The sequence below is a fragment of the Pseudomonas sp. 7SR1 genome (genome assembly GCF_900156465.1).
Taxonomy (GTDB): domain Bacteria; phylum Pseudomonadota; class Gammaproteobacteria; order Pseudomonadales; family Pseudomonadaceae; genus Aquipseudomonas.
In genome coordinates this window covers 3,076,728-3,094,676 of record NZ_LT707064.1, presented here as the reverse complement: position 1 = coordinate 3,094,676, position 17,949 = coordinate 3,076,728, and the positions used below count along the sequence as shown (strand labels likewise).

Sequence of the window (17,949 nt, the reverse complement as noted above, 5' to 3'; positions counted from 1 at the left end):
GCTCCACTGGCTTCCCAGCCTGACACTGCAGATTAGGGGAGCTGTTGCATGGTCCAGCGGGATAAGTCCCCTGGCCACGGGTAAGCCCCGCCTACCGCACCGGCGCAAGACTCATCGGCGATTAATAGACTTTTCTACAGCGCGATTTGCTCTAAGCCCCTAGTCCCACTAGGGATAACTCCTTTCTATACTGCGTCATAAGGTCGCACACATATTCAGACCTTTACTTACTTGGCCATTTGGCCCGTAGGCGCTCCGTTGGGGGGCGATGGCAATAACAAAGGAGTGACTGACTATGATCCATCATGTCGTGGGGCTCTTTACCCACCCTGATCAAGAATGGAAGGAAATCCGTGGCGATCAGGAGGAAAGCATCAGCCACATGTACCTCACCCATACGCTGATTCTCGCGGCCATCCCCGCAGTATCGGCGTTTATCGGCACCACGCAGGTGGGATGGGTCATCGGCAATCGCCCACCGGTGATGCTTACCCAGGAAAGCGCGCTATGGATGACCATCATGTCGTACCTCGCCATGTTGGGTGGGGTGGCTGTGATGGGTGCCTTCATCCACTGGATGGCCCGTACCTATGACGCCAATCCGAGCCTGGCCCGTTGCGTCGCGTTCGCCACCTATACCGCGACACCGTTGTTCATCGGCGGGCTGGCGGCGCTCTACCCGCACATGTGGCTGGGGATGATCGTCGGCACGGCAGCGATCTGCTACACGGTCTACCTGTTGTACGTGGGCCTGCCCACCTTCATGAACATTCCCCAGGACGAAGGGTTCCTGTTTTCCAGCTCGGTGCTCGCCGTCGGCCTGGTGGTGCTGGTCGCGATCATGGCGTTCACGGTCATTGTCTGGGGGCTGGGCGTCGGCCCGGTCTACACCAACTGAACTCCAAGGCTCACCTATAAAAACAGGATCTGCCAATACAGGCCGCCGCAAGGCGGCCTTCCTGTGCCTGGAACAGCCAAGACGACCATTGGGCGCCCGGGCGATTCGCAATGGCCGGCGCTTGCGGCATACTCGGGGTTCTGGAGACCCGTAAAGCATGCTCGAGCAACTCAATACCCGCGTCGAAGAGTGTTACCAACAAGCCGAAGCCTTTTTCAAACGTTCCTTCAAACGCCCCGTAGTCAGCTTCAAATTGCGTGGCCAGAAAGCCGGTGTCGCGCATCTGCACGAGAACCTGCTGCGCTTCAACCCGCAGTTGTACCGGGAAAACGCCGAGGATTTCCTCAAGCAGACTGTCGCCCACGAAGTCGCGCACCTGATCGCCCATCAATTGTTCGGCGAACGCATCCAGCCCCACGGCGAGGAATGGCAACTGATCATGCGCGGGGTCTACGAACTGCCGCCCAATCGTTGCCACACCTACGAAATCAAGCGTCGCAGCGTGACCCGCTACATCTACAAATGCCCCTGCGACGGCAGCGACTTCCCGTTTTCGGCCCAGCGCCATCGCCTGGTGCGCCAGGGGCGGCGATACTTGTGCCGCAGCTGCCGCAATACCCTGGTGTTCAGTGGGGAAACGCGGGTGGAGTAATGCTCTTGTGGTGTGGGCCGGCCTCATCGCGAGCAGGCTCGCTCCCACAGGATCCGTGAATGCCAAAGATCCAGTGTGGGAGCGAGCTTGCTCTCGATGGCGGCCTTGCCGCCCTACAAAACCACCCCGCTCCTGCGCAATTCGGCAATCCGCCCAGCACTGAACCCCAACGCCCCCAACACCTGATCCGTATGCGCCCCCAGCCCCACGCCAACATGTCGAGGTTCGGGCAGGCCATCTGAAAACCTCAACGGACAGGCCATCTGAGCCTGGCTCGAACCATCCCCTCGGGGCACCTGTTTCACCAGCTCCCGAGCCTGTAACTGCGGATGCCGGACAGCTTCCGCCAGGCTCAGCACCGGCTCGACGCAAGCATCGACCCTAGCAAACAAGCCGCACAGCTCGGCAAAATCATGCTTCTGGAACTCGGTCTGCAGTGCCTGCTTAAGGGCGTATTGCTCTTCAGGCTTGGGCGACAGTCCCTGGGCCGCCAGTTCCGGTCGCCCCAAGGCCTCGCACAGTGCCTGCATGAAGGCCGGTTCCAGGCTGCCCACCGACATCCAGCGGCCATCCCGCGTGCGGTAATAATCGTAGAAGCTGCCGCCGTTGAGCAATTGGTCCTCCCTGCCCGGTTCGACACCACAGGCCAGGTAACCGGCGCCTGCCAGCGCGTTCAGGCTGAAGACACAATCGCTCATGCTTACATCCAGATGCTGGCCCTGTCCGCTCTGTTGCCGGGCAATCACCGCCGCCAGCAGCCCGATCACCCCATGCAACGAACCGCCGGCAATGTCCGCCGCCTGGATACCCAAAGGCAGCGGGCCGCTATCGGCACGGCCGGTATGGCTGGCAAGCCCCGTCAGGGCCAGGTAGTTGATGTCATGGCCGGCGCGGTCCCTGTAGGGCCCGGTCTGGCCATAGCCGGTAATCGACACGTAGATCAGCCGTGGATTGATCGCTTTAAGGGTGTCATATCCCAACCCCAGCCGCTCCATCACCCCGGGCCGGAACTGCTCCAGCACGATGTCGTACTCGCCAAGCAGTTGCCCGATGATCTCTCGTGCCGCGGGCTGCTTGAGGTCCAGGGCCAGGCTGCGCTTGTTGCGATTGAGGTAGGCATGACTGGCCGACACCCCCTGGTCATTGGGTGGCAGGTTGCGCACCAGATCCGGGCGGGTCGGCGATTCGATACGCAACACCTCTGCCCCCATGTCCGCCAGTAACAGTGAAGCGAACGGACCAGGCAACAGAGTCGAGAAATCCAGGACCTTGAGCGACGCCAACGGGCCTTGCATGGGTGACCTCCAGTGACTGAACGCTGAAAGACTAGGCAGGGGTTGGCGATGGGGCAATCACTGGATTCGTCACTTTGAATGACGATTGTGCTCACGGCCGACAGGGATCTCTTGTGGCAAGGGAACCAATCCGCTCACCACAAAACAAGTTCTTGCCCGAACAATCCAGCGCAATAAATGTATGGTCAGCCCTTCTCCTGCAACCTCATGGGCTGTTTTCGGTAAAGCTGGCTTGCGCTAATGTATCCGGGCTCGTTGTGAGCGTTGCTGCAACAACGCTCGGCCCTCGATGAGTAGCCGCTCCCGACTGTCCTGAAAAAACCCTCAGCTTCTAAAGCTGATTTTATTGCCAGGTTCTCAGTCGGGCCGTTTGCCGTTTACTGTCATCAGTCAGTGACGTCGCAAAAGCCGGTGGTAACGCTGTGCATTCAAGCGTTCGGATGTGGGTCGTACTGGCCGCCTTTGGCCAGTACCGCCCACACGATTCGCGCCAGTTTGTTTGCTAGCGCACACGCGACGACATTGGAGTGGCGACGCGTCAGTAGCTCTCGAACCCAAGGCCCCAAGGCGTCCTCTCGCTTATCGATATGCTGAATAACGGATCGCGCGCCCTGTACCAGCAATTGGCGGATGTGCTTGTCGCCACGCTTGCTGATCCCCAGAAGCACCGTCTTCCCACCCGTCGAATACTGCCTCGGCACCAGCCCCAGCGAAGCGGCAAAATCGCGTCCACTTCGATAGTTCGACGCATCGCCCACATCCGCCAATACCGCACTGGCGGTGATTGGGCCGATGCCAGGAATACTCTGCAAACGATTTCCGGCATCGTCTTCTTTCAACTGCTGTTTCAGGTCGGACTCGATGTCCTTGATTTCATCATTCAGCTGTTGGATTTGACGATGAAGACGCATCAACACGCTCTTTAGGCGCAATGGAACCGGATGTTGTGGATCGTCCAGCAGCGCTGGCACGCGGTTCAACGCCGTTGCGCCAATGGGCAGGCTGATCCCGAATTCCAGCAAAAAACCATGAATCTGATTGGTCGCGACGGTGCGATGGCCAATCAAGGAATCTCGGACACGATGCAAAGCTGAAAGCGTTTGTTGCTCTGCGGTTTTAATCGAGCAGAAGCGCATCGCGGGGCGGCTCGCCGCCTCGCAAATCGCTTCGGCATCAATGAAGTCGTTTTTGTTGCCTTTGACGAACGGCTTAACGTATTGCGGGGCAATCAGTTTTACCTCGTGGCCCAATGCCTCAACCTGTCGAGCCAGCCAGTGGGCACCGCCACACGACTCCATCACCACCGTGCAGGCCGGCAGTTGGGCCAATGTGCCGAGCAATTGGCTGCGGCTGGTTTTCTTGCGCAAAACCTGATGACCTTTGGCGTCCTGGCCGTGCAGATGGAAACTGTGTTTACCAATGTCGATGCCGAGAAGCGTCATCGTGTTCATGAGAGATCCTCCGCCGAAAACGAGAAAAGCCCTGCAAGCGTAAACCTGCAGGGCTTCTCGGTCAGGCTGACCATCTCATTAAACCCGCCGAAGCGGGTTTTTTATTGCAGTTGAAGCTTACTTCACAGCGCCTGGAGCAGAGGACTCGGCCGCTGCAATCTGCGCCGCCGCGATCTGCTCGTCATCTTCACGTACTTCGGAGATGCCACGACCACCGGAAGCCAGTTCGGTCTGCAGCTGGTCTTCGTCCAGTTCCTTCACCCACTTGGCAACCACGACGGTGGCAACGGCATTGCCCACCAGGTTGGTCAGGGCGCGGGCTTCGGACATGAAGCGGTCGATACCCAGGATCAGCGCCAGGCCGGCCACCGGCAGGTGACCCACGGCCGACAGGGTGGCCGCCAGTACGATGAAGCCGCTACCGGTCACGCCAGCCGCCCCCTTGGACGACAACAGCAACACCAGCAGCAGGGTGATCTGGTGGGTCAGGTCCATCGGGGTGTCGGTGGCCTGGGCGATGAACACTGCCGCCATGGTCAGGTAGATCGAGGTACCGTCGAGGTTGAAGGAGTAGCCAGTCGGGATCACCAGGCCTACGACAGATTTCTTGGCGCCCAGGCGCTCCATCTTGATCAGCATGCGTGGCAGGGCCGATTCCGAGGAGGAAGTACCCAGTACGATCAACAGCTCTTCACGGATGTAGCGAATCAGCTTGATGACACTGAAACCGTGGGCGCGGCAGATGGCGCCCAGCACCACCAGGACGAACACGACGCAAGTGATGTAGAAGCAGATCATCAGCTGGCCCAGTTGCACCAGCGAGCCGACACCGTAGGCACCGATGGTGAACGCCATGGCACCGAAGGCACCGATGGGAGCCAGTTTCATGATCATGTTGATGATGATGAACATCACGTGGGCGAAACGATCGATGAAGTCCAGCACCGGCTTGCCATAGGCACCCAGGCGATGCAGGGCGAAACCGAAGAGCACCGAGAACATCAGCACTTGCAGGATGTCGCCGTTGGCGAACGCACCGACGATGGTGTTCGGGATCACGTTGAGGATGAAGGCAACGATGCTCTGGTCTTTACCAGCGCTGATGAAACCGGCGATCTTGCTGGTGTCCAGGGTCGACACGTCGATGTGCATGCCGTTGCCCGGTTGCACGACGTTGACCACGACCAGGCCGATCAGCAAGGCGATGGTGGAGACGATTTCAAAGTACAGCAGCGCATAACCGCCGGTCTTGCCGACCGACTTCATGTTCTGCATGCCGCCGATGCCGCTGACAACGGTACAGAAGATGATCGGGGCGATGACCATTTTGATCAGTTTGATGAACCCGTCACCGAACGGCTTGAGGGCTACACCGGTCTGCGGGTAGAAGTGGCCGAGCAAAATACCGATGGCAATGGCTACGATCACCTGGAAATACAGGGATTTGTACAAGGGCTGACGAGTCGTCATGGCAAACTTTCCTCAAGCGTCCCGCGTGACAACATCCACCTGTCGCCCACGAAACCTCAACTTTGCGAACCCTCCTGCACTGGAGGGATTTGTTTTGTCGGCTGCACGCTGCAGACCTACCCAATGCATCGCAAGGCGCGTGCCATTTTTGCGAAATGCCCTACAGCCAGCATGGCAGACGGGTTTCATGAATATTCGAAAACTAAACGACGCCGTTTAAGGTGGCGGATTTCCGCCCACCGGCCAGCTGACGTTCCGGGATTTGGCGGATATCCGCCTTGTCGAGCCGGATCGCCCTGCTACCATCGAGCGCCTGACAAACGGATGGATGCCATGCGCCAACGCACGATCGCCAGCCATTTCGCCCGCGCCGCCCTGGGGGGCGCGCGCCGACAAGGGTTCGACTATTTCCCCCTGCTGCAACAACTGGGTATCAGTCCCGAGCTTCTGGACGAGCCGCGGGCGCGCCTCGCGCCAGAGCAGTTCGCTCGCCTGCTGCAGGCGCTGTGGCTGGCGATGGGCGATGAATACCTGGGTTTCGGCAAGGCTCGCAGCAAGCCCGGGACCTTCGCCATGATGTGTCATGCGTTGATCCACTGCCGTAACCTGGGCAGCGCCCTGCAGCGCGGCCTGCTGTTCTACAGCCTGTTCCCGGATGCGCCGGGCCTGACCTTGCTGGCGGAAGGTGAACGGGTGCGCCTGGTGCTGGACGACTCGACCCTTTGGGACCCGGACCACTTCCTCACCGAGAGCCTGCTGGTGGTCTGGCACCGCCTTGGCAGTTGGCTGATCGGCCAGCGGATCGGCCTGGAACAGGCCACTTTCGGCTACCCCAGGCCTGCCCATGGGGCCGAGTACGATTTGCTGTTCCCTTGTCCCGTGGTGTTCGACGCACCTCACAGCAGCCTGTCGTTCCACAGCCGCTACCTGGACATGCCGCTGCTCCAGGATGAACGGACTCTCAAGCGCTTTCTCGAACGTTCCCCTGCCGACCTGCTGTCGCGCCCGGACGACGGACACAGCTTGAGCAGCCAACTGCGTCGCCTGCTCAGCCGCGACACCGCTCGCTGGCCGGACCTGGACACCGTAGCCGCTCATCTGCACATCAGCCCCCAGACACTGCGTCGGCACTTGCGCGAGGAAGGCACCAGCTTCCAGGAGCTCAAGGACCACCTGCGGCGGGATATCGCCATCTACCATCTGGGCCGCGCGGACCTGTCGTTGCAGCAGATCGCCGAGCAGTTGGGTTTTTCCGAACCGTCGGCGTTTCACCGGGCTTTCAAGAAGTGGACGGGGGTGACGCCGGGGGCCTATCGGGAACAGGACAATTGAGCAGGACAGATGGGCGGCGGCAGCAACCACGCCCAACCCCAGTCAAACCAACGGGAAATGAATCCGGAACGCCGCCCCGCCCAGTTCCGAATCCCCCAGGGTCAGGCGCGCGTTGTAGCTTTCGATGATGTCCTTGACCACCGCCAGACCGATCCCCTGCCCCGGATGCTGGCGGTCCAGCCGCTCGCCACGCTGGAGAATCCGTGCACGTTGATCCGGCGGCACACCCGGTCCGTCGTCCTCGACACACAGCTCCATGCCGCCGAGGACCTGGTGCACGCTGACACGCACCTGCTCCAGGCATAGCCGATAAGCGTTCTCCAGAAGGTTGCCAAGCATCTCCAGCAAGGCTCCCTGCTCGATCGGCACGTGGCACTGTTCCGGCAGTTCGAACGCGACATTGACCCGCTTGTCGCGGTAGACCTTGTCCAGGGTGTCGCACAGGCTTTGCAACACCGGGCGCAGGCGCACCTGGTGGCGTACCAGCCCGCTCTTGCGCAAGCTGGCGCGCTGCAACTGGAAACCGATCTGCTGGCTCATGCGCTCGATCTGGGTCTGCAGCACCCAGGCCTGGCCACGGTCTTCCGGGCGCCGGGCCATGTCTTCGCTGACGCCCTGCAACACCGCCAGGGGGGTCTTGAGGCTGTGGGCCAGGTCGTCGAGGGAGTCACGGTAACGGCTGCGCTGCTCCCGTTCGCTGTGCAACAGGCGGTTGAGGGAGCCCGTCAGGCGCAGCAGTTCCCGAGGGTGTTCGGTACTGAGGCTTTCCCGCGCCCCGCTTTCGATTTCGTCCAGTTCCTGGCTCAGGCGTCGCAGCGCCCGCAGGCCCCAGGTCAGGCCGATCCACAACAGTGCCAGCAGCACCAGCAGCGCGGCACCGAAGCCCAGGTAGAGGTTGTCCCGCAGCCCCTGCAGGGTCACCTCGTAATCACGAACCGGTTGCAGGGTAACGATGCTGAACGCCGCGTTCTGGCCACCGAGCAGCTTGATCTCGACGTCATAGACGAAGAACTCCTGGCCGTCGTTTTCGCGGATACGCGCGAACTGGTTGCCCTGGCCGTCGTAGCGTGGCGCGTAGTTGATGTTTTCCTCGCGGGTGGCCTTCGACCGCCAGACCAGCCGCCCATCGCGGTCGTAGATGTAGCCCAGCAGGCGGGCGTCGGCGAGGTTGAAGCGTTCGTCCGGCAGTTGTTCCGGCATCTTCAATCGATTGTTTTCCACTCGGGCGGCGGAAATCAGCGTGGTCACGTCCGAGGCCAGGCGTTGCTCGATGGACTCCTGCAAGGCCAGGCTGAACGCGCCTTGCATGGCCGGCAGCAGCGCCAGCATGAACAGCACCGCCAGGGTCATGGCGGCCAGCATCAAGCGCAGTCGAAGCGAACGAATCACTGGCAGCGCTCGTTGAACAGGTAGCCCAGGCCACGCACCGTGTCGATTGGCTTGAAGCCGGCGGGCGCCTCCAGCTTGCGGCGCAGCCGCCCCACCAGCACCTCGATGACATTGGGATCGCGTTCGCCATCATCGGGATAAAGCTGCTCCATCAGGCGATCCTTGGCCACCACCTGCTGGTGATGGCGCATCAGGTATTCCAGGATGCGGTACTCATAGGCGGTCAATGCCAGCGGCTCATCCCCCAGGGACGCCTGCTTGCGATTGAGGTCGAGCAACAGCGGACCGGCGGTGATGGTCGACTGGGTAAAGCCGCTGGAACGACGCAACAGGGCGTTCAAGCGAGCCTCCAGCTCCTCGAACTGGAACGGCTTGACCACGTAGTCATCCGCCCCGGCGGCCAGGCCTTCGACCTTGTCCTGCCAGTTACCGCGAGCCGTGAGGATCAGGACAGGGAATGTCTTGTCCTGGGCGCGCAACCGGCGGATCAGCTCCAGGCCGCTGATGCCCGGCAGACCCAGGTCGATCACCGCCAGGTCATGATTGAATTCACGGACCTGGTACAGCGCCTCTTCGGCATTGACCACGGCCTGCACCACATGGCCGCTGTCGGTCAGGCGGGTATGCAGGTGGTGACGCAATAACGCTTCGTCTTCGACGACCAGTAATTTCATGGAGCCTTTCCCCAGGCAGAATCAAACAATCCAGCGCGACACACCTCGACGAGGCGCCGGATCGTCTTCGCTCGATCCGGCGGCGCGCGATCCTCGCCCGCTTAGAACGTGTAGTTGGCCGACAGGTAGGTCTGGGCGCTGCTGGTCAGGTCCAGCGACCCCACCTTGTCGCCACCGTGCGGGCTCATCTCGGTGCTGGCGTTGCTGCGCAGGTAACGGTAACCCAGTTCCACCGAAGCGTTCTTCGAAACCTGCTGCAAGACGCCCGCCTGCAAGCCTACTGCGTAGCCGATGTCGCTGTCGCGGCTGAAACCGGGAGAATCCTGGGTCAGCTTGGTCAGGCCCGCCGTGCCGCCACCGAACAGTTTGGTACTGCCGGTGACCGGATAGAACACATCGTAGCTGCCCAGCAGGTTTTCCTGGCGCAATTTGATGCCGTTGTGGGTGCCCGAGACATTGTCATAGGTGGCGTAGTAGCGACCCTGGTCGTTCTGCTTGCCCAGGCGCAGGCCATAGGTGGTGTCCTTGCCGATCACGCCGTCGGCGTTCGGATTGTTCAGGGCCTGGTCCAGGGCACTGGACTTCTTGACCTTGTCGCTGGTCTGGCCGAGGGTCAGGCTGGCGAAGTTATCGTCGGCATGGGCCATGGCGCTGGCGCCCAGGACGGTAAAAGCCAGCAGCAGTTTTTTCATCCGGATCATGTTCAGGTTCCTCTGGAACGTGGTGTGTGGTGAAGTCGAAGCCACGTTAACCAACGGTCCCTGAACACCCCTTGAACGTTCTCTGAACCAGTGCTGAACGAATCGGCTAGAGTGTCCAGTCTCACTGTCGTGCAAACCCACCTTTCATGGAGATCCGTCATGCGCAGGTTACTTGCTGTCTTACTTCTGGCTTTCAGCGGGGCGAGCCACGCCGCCATCCAGACCCAGGAGATTCCCTACACCAGTGCCGACGGCACGAAGCTGATCGGCTATTACGCCTACGACGACGCCATCAAGGGGCCGCGCCCGGGAGTGGTGGTGGTGCACGAATGGTGGGGGCTGAACGATTACGCCAAGCGCCGTGCCCGTGACCTGGCGGGCCTGGGCTACAGCGCCCTGGCCATCGACATGTATGGCGACGGCAAGAATACCGAGCATCCCAAGGATGCCATGGCCTTCATGCAGGCGGCGCTCAAGGACGGCAAGGCGGCCAGTGCGCGCTTCCAGGCCGGTCTGGACCTGTTGAAGAAACAACCCCAGACCGATCCGGATAAACTCGCCGCCATCGGCTACTGCTTCGGCGGCAAGGTGGTACTGGATGCGGCGCGCCAAGGCGTGCCACTGGCCGGTGTGGTGAGTTTCCACGGCGCGCTGGTGACCAACACCCCGGCCACGCCCGGCAGCGTCAAGGCCAAGGTCCTGGTGGAGCACGGCGCCCTGGACAGCATGGTCACCGAAGACAACGTCGCCGCGTTCAAGACCGAAATGGACAAGGCCGGTGCCGACTACCAATTCGTCAGCCTCAAAGGCGCCAAGCATGGCTTCAGCAACCCGGACGCCGACCGTCTGAGCCACGGCGAGCACGGCGGTCCGGATATCGGCTACAACAAGGAGGCCGATGAAAAGTCCTGGGCGGACATGCAGTCGTTCTTCAAGAAAATCTTTGGCTGACATACACACTTTGTGGCGAGGGGGATTTCCCCCTCGCCACAAAAGCCCTGCCCGCTCAGGACACTGCCCTGTTCCTACTACCCAGCGTGCGGCCAACCCGGCAAAATGCCCGGCATGAACCGACTCCCCGCCCTGCCCGCCTGCTGCTCGCCTCTGGATGACCGGTGGCTGCTGCCCGACATCCTGCCCGACACCTTCTTGCTGAGCACCTGCTTCGACCCGTTGCTGCTGGCTAGTGACGATTTCCGCAGCAGCGCCATCGAGCCACCCGCGAGCATCCAGCGCTCCGTGCCCAAGCGCCAGGCCGAATTCCTTGCCGGGCGAATCTGCGCCCGGGCCGCCCTGCACCGCCTGGATGGCCAGCCTTGCGTGCCGGCCATCGGCGAAGACCGCGCCCCTGTGTGGCCGGCCCATGTCAGCGGCTCGATCACCCACAGCACCGGCCGGGCGGCGGCCATCGTCGCTCGCAAGGAACACTGGCAGGGCCTGGGCATGGACCTGGAAAACCTCCTCGACCCCGAGCGCGCCGAGCGCCTGGCCGGCGAAATCCTCACGCCGCCCGAGCTGCTGCGCCTGGCCAACACCCCGCAGGATGACCGCGCATTGCTGGTGACCCTGACCTTTTCGGTCAAGGAAAGCCTGTTCAAGGCGCTGTATCCGATCGTCGGGAAGCGCTTTTATTTCGAGCATGCCGAGGTACTGGAGTGGACACAGGATGGGCAGGTGCGACTACGGTTACTGACCGACCTTTCGGAGCAGTGGCGTCATGGCAGCGAGCTGCAGGCACAGTTTGGGGTGAAGGATTCGCAGTTGTTGAGCCTGGTGGGCATCAGGGCCTGAGCCTTGCGCAGTGTCCACAACAGCGGCCCACCTCAGCCACACCCTTCAAGACCGGTCCTGATGCCTCGGCCAGCTCAGGCTGAAACAGGCGCCACCCAGGCTCTTGCTCTTGCCGATCAGCGCCCGGCCGTCATGCCAATGGATGATCCGCCGCACGATCGACAGCCCCAGCCCATGGCCACCCGAAGCACGGGCACGACTGTCGTCCAAACGCAGGAACGGCTTGAACACTCGCTCCCATGCCGCCTCAGGCACGCCGGGACCGTCGTCCTCGACATCCACCCGACAGCGCAACTGCCCCACCTGGTAACTCACCGTCACCCGTGACCGGGCATGGCGCATGGCATTGCTCACCAGGTTCTGCAAGGCGCGGTGCAGGAACCGCGGCTCGGCCTCGACCCAGGCGCCATCGCAATCGGCGGCAGAGAGGCAGAGTCCCCGCTCCACCGTGACACCCGGCCTGAGCGGGCCCAGTTCCTCGATCACCTGATTGATCAGGGCATCGAGGTCCACGCGCTGGAAATTCAGTGCCGGCGAACCCTGCTCCAGTCGCGCATAGGTCAACATCTCGTCCACCAACCGGTCCAGGTCCTCGATGTCGTGGTCCATGCCCGCCAGGTATTTTTCCCGGGCCTGGGCGGTGGTGGCACTGCCGAGCATTTCCAGGCCGAAGCGCAGGCGCGCCACCGGGGTACGCAGTTCATGGGACACCGCTCGCACCAGCTCGCGCTGGATTGCCAACAACTGTTGCAGGTGCTCGGCCATGCCGTTGAACGCCGCGGCCAGTCGCCCCACCGAGTCGGCGCCCCGGGCCGGCACTCGGGTTTCCAGGCTGCCTTGGGCGATCTGGGTGGCGGCCGACTCCAGGCCCCGCAGGCGTCGCTCCAATTGGCGCACCAGCAGATAGACAATCAACCCGATCAGGCTCAACCCCAACGCCGCGATCAAGACCAGCCATTGCGGTGGATACGGGTTCATCTGGTACAGCGGACCGATCTCCAGCACCCAGGGCGTGCCGACCATGCCGGCGAATACCCGGATCGAATCGCCGTCCTTGCCCAGGGCCATCACCGTATCGCCTTCGGTGACACGACGACGCTGGTCTTCGTCCATGTCCACCTGGTCGACGCTCATCAGTCGAAGATCGAAACCGAACCCCTTGTCCTGCTTGAGCTGGGCAAGCCGTTCGGGCTGCTCGGCCACGGGGTAGCGCACCAGTTCGTCGGCCAGCAGATAAATGGTGGCCCGGGCCAGTTGCTCGCTGATCTGGCGGACCTCGCCCATCAGCATCAGTTGCTCACCATCACTGACCAACCGATAGACCTTAGCCGCATGGGGCCCGGTCTGTTCCACCAGTACCTGTCCACGCAACACACGGGTGCGCTGGCCAAGGTCGAGGTCGGTCTCGGCGAAGGTCCGCAGTGCCAGGGGAATACCCAGCAGGCGCCCCCACAGCATCAGGGCGCGATGGCGTTCGGTATCGTTCATCGGCCGCAGATTGTCGGCCATCAGGGAAAACGTGCCGTGGGCCAGGCGCTCGCGATATTGTTCGGCGCGGGTCTGGTTGAGCAGGTGCAGGGCCAGCACCCCGAGCACCGCCACCAGCACCAGCGCCGCGCACATGCCGCCATAGATGCGCAGGAAAATCGAGTTCACGGCGCCGGGTCTACGCAGGCTTCGGGAACGAACAGGTAGCCTTTGCTGCGGATGGTCTTGATCAGCCGGGGATGCTCCGGATCGTCACCGATCTTGGGGCGGATCCGCGAGATTCGCACATCAATGGAGCGGTCCTGGCCGTCATAGCCGATACCGCGCAAGGCGGTGAAGATTTCTTCCCGGGACAGGATGCGCCCGGCATTGGACACCAGCAGCCACAGCAGATCGAATTCGGCGCTGGTCAGTTCGATACCGCTGCCCTGCAACCAGGCCTCGCGCAAGGCACTGTCCACCACCAGCGGACCGAACTGCAGGCGCCGCGATTTCTGCGGGTTCGGCTCCACGGGCTCGCTGCGCCGCAACAGCGCCTGGATGCGTGCCAGCAACACCCGCGGGCGCACCGGCTTGCAGACATAGTCGTCCGCCCCCAGGTCCAGCCCCTGGATCTGATCGGTGTCGTCGGTACGGGCGGTGAGCATCAGGATCGGCCCGTCGTACTGCTCGCGCACCTTGCGACAGATGCTCAAGCCATCTTCGCCCGGCAGCATCAGGTCGAGGATCACAAGGTCCGGTTGCTCGGCGATGATCCGCCGAGCCGCCACCGCGCCGTCGCCCTCGATGGCGACCCGCAGCCCATTGCTCTCCAGGTAGTCACGGGTCAGCTCGGCGAGACGCTGGTCGTCCTCGACAATCAATACCTGCCAGGCTTCTTGTTCCACTGGGGGCCTCGTCTTGCAGCGAATAGGAAGGGATGTGCACGCTTGCATGGCGACAACGCTTGCCACAGGGCATGTATGTCCACTTATGGATCGTCGGGGCCGTCCTCTCTTTATTGTCATCCTGGACGAGGACAATCGCACCGATACATGGCCCGATTGTATAAACGGCGTCCCGCTAGAAAACAAGCGGACAAATGCGTTCGGCCGGATGGAATGGCTGTGGTATGGTCCGCGCCCGCAAAATTTTCGAACAGTTTTTCAGTGCTCGAAATTGTTGAAAAAGCGCTCGCTCCAGCAAGCTCGCGGCCTACAGAGCAGCTCCACGTTTCGCACACAAATTACGCACAGGCTTATCCACAGGTAGTACGTTGATTCATCCCCCAAAACGCATTATCTTGTAGCCCGCCACGAAAAAACCCCTACATGTAGGGGTTCAGGCCAAAAACCAAACACAAGTCGGACAGAGAATTCAAGCGCTTTTCGTGCCTCTGTCCAGCTGAAACATCGCATCCCCAAGACCCATCCGCGCCGCGCGAAGGGCAATGGCTTCAAAGGTTGAGAAAACGACCGGAACGGTACGGGTGTTGCAGTACTTGGCTGCGCCCCTTCAGTTCGGTCACGAGCCCAGGCTCGCAACCCAGAACTTCGGATGGAGGCGGCCTCCCGGCCCAGCCTCCTACTGTCCCGAAGTGGTTATGCCCGACGCCAGTCGGTTGTAGTGCTTCAGGACGGAACGGTGGGCCCCGCGAGGGAGCCCAAACAAACATAGAGAACGTGGAGACACCCATGCACACCGACACAACTCGCGAGAACCCGCAGGGCACCGCGCCGCTGGCCGCCGATTCGAGCCCGGATCTGTCTGCCACCGCGCCCGGCCAACTGCGTGTGATCAAGCGTAACGGCACTGTCGTTCCTTACACCGATGACAAGATCACCGTCGCCATCACCAAAGCGTTTCTCGCAGTTGAGGGCGGTACCGCTGCCGCCTCGTCGCGAATCCACGACACCGTGGCCCGCCTGACCGAACAGGTCACCGCGACCTTCAAGCGTCGCATGCCCTCGGGCGGCACCATCCACATCGAAGAGATCCAGGACCAGGTCGAACTGGCCCTGATGCGTGCCGGCGAGCAGAAAGTGGCCCGCGACTACGTGATCTACCGTGACTCCCGTGCCAAGGAGCGTGCCACCCGCGCGCCAGCCGACGCACCGGTCCAGGCCCACCCATCGATCCGCATCGCCCGCGCCGACGGCACCCTGGCGCCTCTGGACATGGGTCGCCTGAACACCATCGTCACCGAAGCCTGCGAAGGCCTGGAAGAAGTCGACGGCGAACTGATCCAGCGCGAAACCCTGAAGAACCTCTATGACGGCGTCGCCCTCAAGGACGTCAACACCGCCCTGGTGATGACCGCGCGGACCCTGGTGGAGCGCGAGCCGAACTACTCCTTCGTCACCGCCCGCCTGCTGATGGACACCCTGCGCGCCGAAGGCCTGAGCTTCCTGGAAGTCGCCGAGAGCGCGACCCACCATGAAATGGTCGACCTTTACGCCAAGGCGTTGCCGGCCTACATCGCCAAGGGTATCGAATACGAACTGCTGAACCCGGTCCTGGCGTCCTTCGACCTGGAAAAACTCGGCAAGGCGATCGATCACGAGCGCGACCAGCAGTTCACCTACCTGGGCCTGCAGACCCTGTACGACCGTTACTTCATCCACAAGGACGGCGTGCGTTTCGAACTGCCGCAGATCTTCTTCATGCGCGTGGCCATGGGCCTGGCGATCGAAGAGAAGCAGCGCGAAGACCGTGCCATCGAGTTCTACAACCTGCTGTCGTCCTTCGACTACATGGCCTCGACCCCGACCCTGTTCAACGCCGGTACCCTGCGGCCACAGCTGTCGAGCTGCTACCTGACCACCGTGCCGGACGACCTGTCGGGCATCTACGGCGCGATCCACGACAACGCCATGCTGTCCAAATTCGCCGGCGGCCTGGGCAACGACTGGACCCCGGTTCGCGCATTGGGCTCGTACATCAAGGGTACCAACGGCAAGTCCCAGGGCGTCGTGCCGTTCCTCAAGGTGGTCAACGACACCGCCGTGGCGGTCAACCAGGGCGGCAAGCGCAAGGGCGCGGTCTGTGCCTACCTGGAAACCTGGCACATGGACATCGAAGAGTTCATCGAGCTGCGCAAGAACACCGGTGACGACCGTCGTCGTACCCACGACATGAACACCGCCAACTGGATCCCCGACCTGTTCATGAAGCGTGTCTTCGACGACGGCAAGTGGACCCTGTTCTCGCCATCCGAAGTGCCGGACCTGCACGACCTGACCGGCAAGGCCTTCGAAGAGCGCTACGAGTACTACGAAGCCCTGACCGAGTACAACAAGATCAAGTTGTTCAAGGTCGTCCAGGCCAAGGACCTGTGGCGCAAGATGCTGTCGATGCTGTTCGAGACCGGCCACCCATGGCTGACCTTCAAGGACCCGTGCAACCTGCGCAGCCCGCAGCAGCACGTGGGCGTGGTCCACAGTTCGAACCTGTGCACCGAGATCACCCTGAACACCAACAAGGACGAGATCGCGGTCTGCAACCTGGGCTCGATCAACCTGCCGAACCACATCGTCGACGGCAAGCTGGACACCGCCAAGCTGCAGCGCACCGTGAACACCGCCGTGCGCATGCTCGACAACGTGATCGACATCAACTACTACTCGGTGCCACAGGCGAAGAACTCCAACTTCAAACACCGTCCAGTGGGCCTGGGAATCATGGGCTTCCAGGACGCGCTGTACCTGCAGCACATCCCGTATGGTTCGGACGCTGCCGTCGAGTTCGCCGACAAGTCCATGGAAGCGGTCAGCTACTACGCGATCCAGGCTTCCTGCGACCTGGCCGACGAGCGCGGTGCCTACGAGACGTTCCAGGGCTCGCTGTGGTCCAAGGGCATCCTGCCGCTGGATTCGCAACAGATCCTGATCGAGTCCCGTGGCGAGAAATACATTGACGTCGACCTGACCGAAAGCCTGGACTGGGCCCCGGTTCGTGCCCGCGTACAGAAAGGCATCCGCAACTCCAACATCATGGCCATCGCACCGACCGCCACCATCGCCAACATTACCGGCGTGTCGCAGTCGATCGAACCGACCTACCAGAACCTCTATGTGAAATCGAACCTGTCGGGCGAGTTCACCGTGATCAACCCGTACCTGGTCCGCGACCTCAAGGCCCGCGGCCTGTGGGATTCGGTGATGATCAACGACCTGAAGTACTACGACGGTTCGGTACAACAGATCGAGCGCATCCCGCAGGAGCTCAAGGAGCTCTATGCCACCGCGTTCGAAGTGGAGGCCCGTTGGATCGTCGACGCCGCCAGCCGTCGCCAGAAGTGGATCGACCAGGCTCAATCGCTGAACCTGTACATCGCCGGCGCTTCGGGCAAGAAGCTGGACGTGACCTACCGCATGGCCTGGTACCGTGGTCTGAAGACCACCTACTACCTCCGTGCCCTGGCCGCCACCAGCACCGAGAAGTCCACCATCAACACCGGTAAGCTGAACGCGGTTTCCGCTGGCGGCAACCACGGTGACGATTCGGTCCTGGCTGCTCCGGCAGGACCTGCGCCAGTGCCAAAGGCCTGCGCCATCGACGAGCCGGATTGCGAAGCTTGCCAATAAGCTGAGCCAGCGGGCGCGTAAAAGCGCCAGCTGAAAGAAGCCCCCGATAGACCGCTGGTTTATCGGGGGTTTTCTTTTGCCTGGAAAACGACAGTACTCGTTCGCGACAGCTGCGGGCCAACCTGCATCCAGGTTCAGGGTGACACTCATTGTGGCGAGGGGATTTATCCCCTCGCCACAAAGGGAACCTGGCATGAGGACAAGCTCTGGCGGGTATGAAAAAGCCCCTCTTGCGAGGGGCTT

14 protein-coding genes are annotated in these 17,949 nt (G+C 61.8%); 6 read left to right on the top strand and 8 right to left on the bottom strand.

Features of this window, described 5'->3' with window-relative positions; translation table 11 throughout:
- Positions 1-295 precede the first annotated feature (295 nt).
- Both BW992_RS14045 and BW992_RS14040 read left to right on the top strand, forming a co-directional pair.
- Positions 296-898: a Yip1 family protein gene (locus BW992_RS14045; protein WP_039591896.1), complete on the top strand. Its 603-nt coding sequence runs from the start codon at positions 296-298 to the stop codon at positions 896-898.
- Between the two features lie 157 nt (positions 899-1,055).
- A complete protein-coding gene (locus BW992_RS14040; RefSeq protein ID WP_072394093.1) occupies positions 1,056-1,550 on the top strand; it encodes a SprT family zinc-dependent metalloprotease in 495 nt (164 codons plus the stop codon).
- Between the two features lie 113 nt (positions 1,551-1,663).
- On the opposite strand, the gene BW992_RS14035 is transcribed toward BW992_RS14040, so the two are convergent.
- From BW992_RS14035 to BW992_RS14025, 3 genes are all read right to left on the bottom strand, one after another.
- A complete protein-coding gene (locus tag BW992_RS14035) occupies positions 1,664-2,845 on the bottom strand; it encodes a CaiB/BaiF CoA transferase family protein (protein WP_072399310.1) in 1,182 nt (393 codons plus the stop codon).
- 428 nt (positions 2,846-3,273) lie between these two features.
- Positions 3,274-4,296, bottom strand: a complete 1,023-nt coding sequence (locus BW992_RS14030; RefSeq protein ID WP_076406323.1) for an IS110 family transposase — start codon at positions 4,294-4,296, stop codon at positions 3,274-3,276.
- Between the two features lie 117 nt (positions 4,297-4,413).
- Positions 4,414-5,766, bottom strand: a complete 1,353-nt coding sequence (locus tag BW992_RS14025) for a dicarboxylate/amino acid:cation symporter (protein WP_072394824.1) — start codon at positions 5,764-5,766, stop codon at positions 4,414-4,416.
- A 333-nt stretch (positions 5,767-6,099) separates the two neighbouring features.
- On the opposite strand from BW992_RS14025, the gene BW992_RS14020 reads away from it, so the two are divergent.
- Positions 6,100-7,098, top strand: a complete 999-nt coding sequence (locus tag BW992_RS14020) for an AraC family transcriptional regulator (protein ID WP_072395410.1) — start codon at positions 6,100-6,102, stop codon at positions 7,096-7,098.
- A gap of 42 nt (positions 7,099-7,140) precedes the next feature.
- On the opposite strand, the gene BW992_RS14015 is transcribed toward BW992_RS14020, so the two are convergent.
- The 3 genes from BW992_RS14015 to BW992_RS14005 all read right to left on the bottom strand — a co-directional run bounded on the left by BW992_RS14015 (position 7,141) and on the right by BW992_RS14005 (position 9,862).
- Complete coding sequence (locus BW992_RS14015; protein WP_076406425.1) at positions 7,141-8,487, bottom strand: ATP-binding protein; 1,347 nt, start codon at positions 8,485-8,487, stop codon at positions 7,141-7,143.
- Entirely contained in the window at positions 8,484-9,161 is a 678-nt protein-coding gene (locus tag BW992_RS14010; RefSeq protein ID WP_072394828.1) for a response regulator, read from the bottom strand. The genes BW992_RS14015 and BW992_RS14010 overlap by 4 nt, the downstream gene beginning before the upstream one ends.
- A 101-nt stretch (positions 9,162-9,262) precedes the next feature.
- Positions 9,263-9,862 (bottom strand): hypothetical protein, encoded by a 600-nt coding sequence (locus BW992_RS14005; RefSeq protein ID WP_072394829.1) that lies wholly within the window; start codon positions 9,860-9,862, stop codon positions 9,263-9,265.
- A 159-nt stretch (positions 9,863-10,021) separates the two neighbouring features.
- Between BW992_RS14005 and BW992_RS14000 the strand changes: the two genes are divergently transcribed.
- Together BW992_RS14000 and BW992_RS13995 are read left to right on the top strand one after the other, a co-directional pair.
- On the top strand, positions 10,022-10,813 hold the full coding sequence (locus tag BW992_RS14000; RefSeq protein ID WP_072394830.1) for a dienelactone hydrolase family protein: 792 nt from the start codon (positions 10,022-10,024) through the stop codon (positions 10,811-10,813).
- 114 nt (positions 10,814-10,927) lie between these two features.
- Positions 10,928-11,653, top strand: a complete 726-nt coding sequence (locus BW992_RS13995; protein ID WP_072432025.1) for a 4'-phosphopantetheinyl transferase family protein — start codon at positions 10,928-10,930, stop codon at positions 11,651-11,653.
- Positions 11,654-11,698: 45 nt separating this feature from the next.
- Here the strand turns inward: BW992_RS13995 and BW992_RS13990 are convergent, their stop codons facing one another.
- Complete coding sequence (locus BW992_RS13990; RefSeq protein WP_076406423.1) at positions 11,699-13,309, bottom strand: ATP-binding protein; 1,611 nt, start codon at positions 13,307-13,309, stop codon at positions 11,699-11,701.
- Positions 13,306-14,028, bottom strand: coding sequence for a response regulator transcription factor (locus BW992_RS13985; RefSeq protein WP_072394836.1), 723 nt, complete (start codon positions 14,026-14,028; stop codon positions 13,306-13,308). The genes BW992_RS13990 and BW992_RS13985 overlap by 4 nt, the downstream gene beginning before the upstream one ends.
- A gap of 786 nt (positions 14,029-14,814) precedes the next feature.
- Between BW992_RS13985 and BW992_RS13980 the strand changes: the two genes are divergently transcribed.
- Entirely contained in the window at positions 14,815-17,706 is a 2,892-nt protein-coding gene (locus BW992_RS13980) for a ribonucleoside-diphosphate reductase subunit alpha (protein WP_072394838.1), read from the top strand.
- Positions 17,707-17,949 lie beyond the last annotated feature (243 nt).